The organism is Campylobacter concisus (genome assembly GCF_002913865.1).
GTDB lineage: Bacteria > Campylobacterota > Campylobacteria > Campylobacterales > Campylobacteraceae > Campylobacter_A > Campylobacter_A concisus_AM.
Genome location: NZ_POYX01000072.1, coordinates 1 through 5,112 on the forward strand (window position 1 = coordinate 1; position 5,112 = coordinate 5,112).

The following is a 5,112-nucleotide window of genomic DNA, read 5'->3' on the forward strand; positions in this document are numbered from 1 at the left end:
ATTTCTCTTTGATCCTTGAATAATTATCGCTATTTTTGGCACTTTTATCAGCTAGCATTTAGTGTTTCCATTGTTAAAAATATCTTGGCAAATGTTACATAATTTTTGCAAAAACAAAGCTTTATTTGCTTATAATGAAGCCTTAAGTTCAGCTTTAGGACGATATAAATAATGAATCTATTACAAAAACTAGAAAGTGGCGAGAGATTAAGTAAGCAAGAGGCTTTTTCGCTTTATGAGCTTGATCTTTTTACCTTGGCTAAATTTGCCGACAAAAAGCGCAGAAAACTGCACGACAACAAGGTCTTTTTTAATGTAAATCGCCATATCAATCCAACAAATATCTGTGCTGATATCTGTAAATTTTGCGCATTTTCAGCCCACAGAAAAAATCCAAATCCATACCTAATGAGCCACGAAGAAATTTTAAAGATCGTTGATGAGAGCGTTAGCCACGGCGCAAAAGAGATACACATCGTCTCCGCCCACAACGCAACTAGCGGCTGGCAGTGGTACTTAGAAATTTTTAAAAAGATAAAAGCAGCTCATCCAGAGCTTCATGTAAAGGCGATGACGGCGGCTGAGATCGACTTTTTATCAAGGCATTACGGCTTAAGCTACGATGAGGTGATAGAAAAGATGCTTGAATACGGCGTCGATAGCATGCCAGGCGGTGGGGCTGAAATTTTTGACGAAGAGGTCAGGGCTAAAATTTGCAAAGGCAAAGTAAGTAGCGATAACTGGCTAAAGATCCACAAAATGTGGCACGATAAAGGCAGGCAAAGCAATGCAACAATGCTTTTTGGGCATATAGAAAGCCGTGAAAATAGGATCGATCACATGCTAAGGATCAGAGACTTGCAGGACGAAACTGGCGGATTTAACGCATTTATCCCGCTTGTCTATCAAAGAGAAAACAACTACTTAAAAGATGTGAAATTTCTAGGATCGGCTGAAATTTTAAAGACTATGGCGATATCTCGCTTGGTGCTTGATAATGTCCCACATATAAAGGCATACTGGGCTACATCGACGCTAAATTTAGCGATGATCGCTCAGGAATTTGGCGCTGATGATCTTGATGGCACGATAGAAAAAGAGAGCATACAAAGTGCAGCTGGTGCAAATAGCGCAAATGGCGTTACACTAAAGACATTTTGCGATCTTATTAAAACATCTGGTTTTACGCCGGTTGAACGTGATAGCTTGTATAACGAACTTAAAATTTACTAAAGGAGCTTGGGGTGAAATTTTTCGACTTAGCACAAAACAAAACGAGTGTGAAGCAGGAATTTGGAGCGGGACTTACGACATTTTTAGCGATGATGTATATTGTGCCGGTAAATGCGATAATTATGAGCAAAACTGGCATGCCTTATGAGGCACTAATCACTGCAACAGCGCTAATTACCATATTTTCTACGATATTAAATGGTCTTTGGGCGAACACGCCAGTTGCGATGAGCGTTGGCATGGGGCTTAACGCTTATTTTACATTTGGTCTTTGTATCGGCATGAAAGTGCCTTGGCAAACGGCTCTTGGCGTTGTTTTCTTAAGTGGCGTGATATTTGTCGTCTTATCTTTTACAAATTTTAGGATGTGGATAATAAGATCCATCCCACTTGATCTAAGAAGAGCGATAAGCGCTGGTATAGGCACATTTATCAGCTTTGTGGCATTTCAGCAAATGGGTTTTATCGTAAATAACGATGCGGTTTTAGTTGGCATAGGAAATTTCAAAGATCCAAACGTGCTTCTTGGCGTTTTGGGGTTATTTTTGGTTGTTTGCTTTTGGGCGTGGAAGATAAAGGGCGCATTTATCCTAGCTGTGCTTGCTACTTCAGTGATAGCTTGGGTGCTTGGCATCGCTCCTCATCCAACAGAAATTTTCTCAACTCCAGCCTCTATCTCACCGATATTTTTAGAGCTTGATATAAAAGGAGCACTGAGCCTTGCCTTGCTCCCAGTTGTCATCACCTTTTTCGTGACTGATCTTTTTGACTCGATAGGCACGCTAGCTGGAGTTGGCACGAGGGCTGGGATATTTGACGAAAATAAAAAAGATGGCGTCGTAAAACTTGAAAAAACTCTTGAAGCTGACGCTGTTGCTACTGCAGCTGGCTCGCTTGTAGGTGTAAGTACGACCACATCGTTTGTAGAGAGTGCAAGCGGCGTAGAAGAGGGCGGTAGGACTGGCCTAACGGCTGTATTTTGCGGACTTTTGTTTATACTTACATTATTTATGTTGCCACTTTTTAAAGCAATCCCTGGCAATGCCATCTATCCGATCCTTGTAATGGTTGGCGTGCTTATGTTTGCTGAGCTTGCTAGTATAAATTTTAAAGATCCAGCCATCGCTGTTGCGACATTTTTCATAGTTGTGCTCATCCCGCTTACTTACTCGATCACAAACGGTCTTGCATTTGGCTTTATGTCATACGTCATAGTTAAGCTCATAAAGAGAGAATTTAGAGATATAAATTTAGGTGTAGTTGTGCTAGCGCTCATTAGTTTTATCGTATTTTTAGTGCATTGATAAGGATGAAAGATGATATTTTATAGCTACGATGAATTTGCCGTTGATGCTAAAAAGATGGCAAAACAGATAAAAGATGAGTTTGATCCAGAGGTGATACTAGCTGTGGCAAGAGGCGGTCTAACGCTTGGTCACTCGCTAGCCGTTGCGCTTGAAAATAGAAATTTATTTACATTAAATTCTATCCACTACGAGGATACAAACAAGCTTGATACGATACAAATTTTTAACGTGCCAGATCTTAGTGCGTATAAGAAAATTTTGCTCGTTGATGACATCATCGATAGCGGCGAGAGCATGGTCGAGATAAAAAGAGAGCTGCTTAAACGCTATCCAAATTTAGATATAAAGATAGCTACTGTATTTTATAAAGAGAAGGCGCTGCTTTTGCCTGAATTTAAAGTAAAAGAGGCTCATGACTGGGTTGAGTTTTTCTGGGATATACATATTTAAGGGCGCGATTTGTTAGAAAGAGTTAGAGAATTTGCTAGCAGGCACATTGCTTTTAGCGTATTTTTGATATGTTTGATTGATTTTGTATTTCTACTTTATGCGGCAAATTCTCTTAGCATAAGCTACAATGAGGCTGAAATTTTCTTTCAAAAGCACAGCCTTCTTGGCTACATCTTAAAACTAAGCGCCCATTTTTTTGGTCAAAATGACCTTACTGTGCGAGGCGTGATGATCTTTTTTCACATCGCAAGCGTGGTTTTGATGTATAAGGTGAGCAAATTTTACATCAAGCTTGAGTTTGACAGGATTATAGCGGTCCTACTTTTTGTGCTACTTCCTGGCACGCTAGCTTCAGCCCTTATCATAAACAACGCTGGAATTTGCATCACTTTAGCGCTTTTGTGCATATATCTTTTTCATATTAAAAAGAAAATTTTATTTAGTCTCTTTTTCTGCCTAGCCTTTTTCATAGATGGCGATTTTTTGATATTTTATGCAGGATTTTTTATATTTGCACTTTATAAAAGAAAGCCGCCACTTGCGTGGTTTAGTGCCATTTTATTTTTGCTGACACTTTACTTTTTTGGCTTTGAAACAAATGGCAGACCAAGTGGGCACTTTATCGATACTTTTGGCATATTTGCTGCTGTATTTTCGCCATTCGTCTTTATCTTTTTTGTATATACGATTTATAGAATTTGGGTTAAGGAAAAGAAGGATCTTTTGTGGTTTATCGCCATTTGCTCATTTTGCTTTTGTATGATAGTCTCTGTGCGCCAAAGGCTAGAGCTTGAGCAGTTCTTGCCATTTTGCGTGATCGCAACGCCACTTATGGTAAGAGTTTTTTTCAACTCGTATCGCGTGAGACTGCCAAAATTTAGAAAAGGACACAAAATTTGCACTGGCTTAGTGATGCTTTTTTTGGTATTTAACTGGTCAGCGATCATATTTAATCAAGTTTTTTACCTCTTTTTAAACGATCCTACAAAACATCTCACTTATAAATTTGATGTAGCAAAAGAGCTGGCAGATAAGCTAAAAGAGGCTGGAGTGCAAGATATAGCGACTGATGACACAAGGCTTGCACTAAGGCTTAAATTTTATGGGATAAAAACAAAAAGCTACTCTAAAAATTTATTAGCAAGTGCCGATTTAGATGAGAAGTCAAAATTTAGTATAGAAAAAATGGGAAAAGTAGTTGCAAATTTCAATATCAAGGAACGATAAGCTATGAAAAAAAGAGCTTTTACGATGATAGAGCTTGTTTTTGTTATTGTTGTTGTTGGAATTTTAGCTGCCATTATGATCCCAAAACTAAATAGAAATGCCTCAAGAGAAGCCGCAAATCAGATCCTAACTCATATAAGATACACTCAACACCTTGCTATGCAGGATGATAAATACGTTCAATCGATTGATGAAAAGCTATGGTTTAAAATGAGATGGGGAATAACGTTTAATGAAACTAGTTTAAAGGAATGTTCTATAGATGAGCTAGGAGTTAAAACCTGGAAATATAGTGTTTTTTTTGATAAAAGAGGCAAAAAAATTTTTAGTGGAAATATAAATTCAGAAGATCAGGTTGCAAATGATATCTATAAAAGTGGGAAACTTCTTAGTGGAGGCTGGAGTAGTGGAATAGTAACAGAGGCTATTTGTAAAAAATGGAATAAAGAATTAAATTTAGGAAAAAGATTTGGCATAGCATCTGTTGATTTTAGAGATGGATGCAGTGAAATGCAAACTATAAATTTTGATGAAATGGGTCGCCCTATGAAAGTGGTAAGTGTTACAAAAAATCGTGGTGCAAAGCGACCATATGATAGACTTCTAAAAAAAGATTGCAGTATAACAATAACTGACAAACGTGGTAATCAAACAACCATTACTATAGAAAAAGAAAGTGGTTTTGCATCTATAAAAGAGAATGGTTAAATTTAGTTAAAAATTTATAGTTTTTATTTTTTAAAAAAAGTTGCCATTTTTTAATCTGCATTTAAGCATCCCTCATATATAATTCCAGCTCACGAAACGAGAAACCACCTTTAACTTCACCGTTAATAAAGCCTTTTTCTTATCGTTGTTCTTTTAACTTACAATTGTTAAACTATTAGTCAATCTT

The 5,112-nt window shown here is 37.6% G+C and carries 5 protein-coding genes; all 5 read left to right on the forward strand.

From position 1 onward, the window contains the following. Window positions 1-168 precede the first annotated feature (168 nt). From mqnE to CYP77_RS04760, 5 genes are read left to right on the forward strand one after another with little or no spacing between them, the layout of a single operon-like run. On the forward strand, window positions 169-1,233 hold the full coding sequence (mqnE, locus tag CYP77_RS04740; RefSeq protein WP_103567853.1) for an aminofutalosine synthase MqnE: 1,065 nt from the start codon (window positions 169-171) through the stop codon (window positions 1,231-1,233). A gap of 11 nt (window positions 1,234-1,244) precedes the next feature. Then, a complete protein-coding gene (locus tag CYP77_RS04745) occupies window positions 1,245-2,537 on the forward strand; it encodes an NCS2 family permease (RefSeq protein WP_103567854.1) in 1,293 nt (430 codons plus the stop codon). Window positions 2,538-2,549: 12 nt separating this feature from the next. After that, on the forward strand, window positions 2,550-2,990 hold the full coding sequence (locus tag CYP77_RS04750; RefSeq protein WP_103567855.1) for a phosphoribosyltransferase: 441 nt from the start codon (window positions 2,550-2,552) through the stop codon (window positions 2,988-2,990). A gap of 9 nt (window positions 2,991-2,999) precedes the next feature. Continuing rightward, window positions 3,000-4,217 carry a hypothetical protein gene (locus CYP77_RS04755; protein WP_103567856.1) on the forward strand — a complete coding sequence of 406 codons (1,218 nt, stop codon included), beginning with the start codon at window positions 3,000-3,002 and terminating at the stop codon, window positions 4,215-4,217. Between the two features lie 3 nt (window positions 4,218-4,220). Beyond that, complete coding sequence (locus CYP77_RS04760; protein ID WP_103567857.1) at window positions 4,221-4,925, forward strand: pilus assembly FimT family protein; 705 nt, start codon at window positions 4,221-4,223, stop codon at window positions 4,923-4,925. The last annotated feature ends 187 nt before the right edge of the window (window positions 4,926-5,112 follow it).

Coding starts and splice junctions, on each gene's coding strand:
- CYP77_RS04750 (WP_103567855.1), top strand. CDS start 2,550: ATGATATTTTATAGCTACGATGAATTTGCCGTTGATGCTAAAAAGATG.
- CYP77_RS04760 (WP_103567857.1), top strand. CDS start 4,221: ATGAAAAAAAGAGCTTTTACGATGATAGAGCTTGTTTTTGTTATTGTT.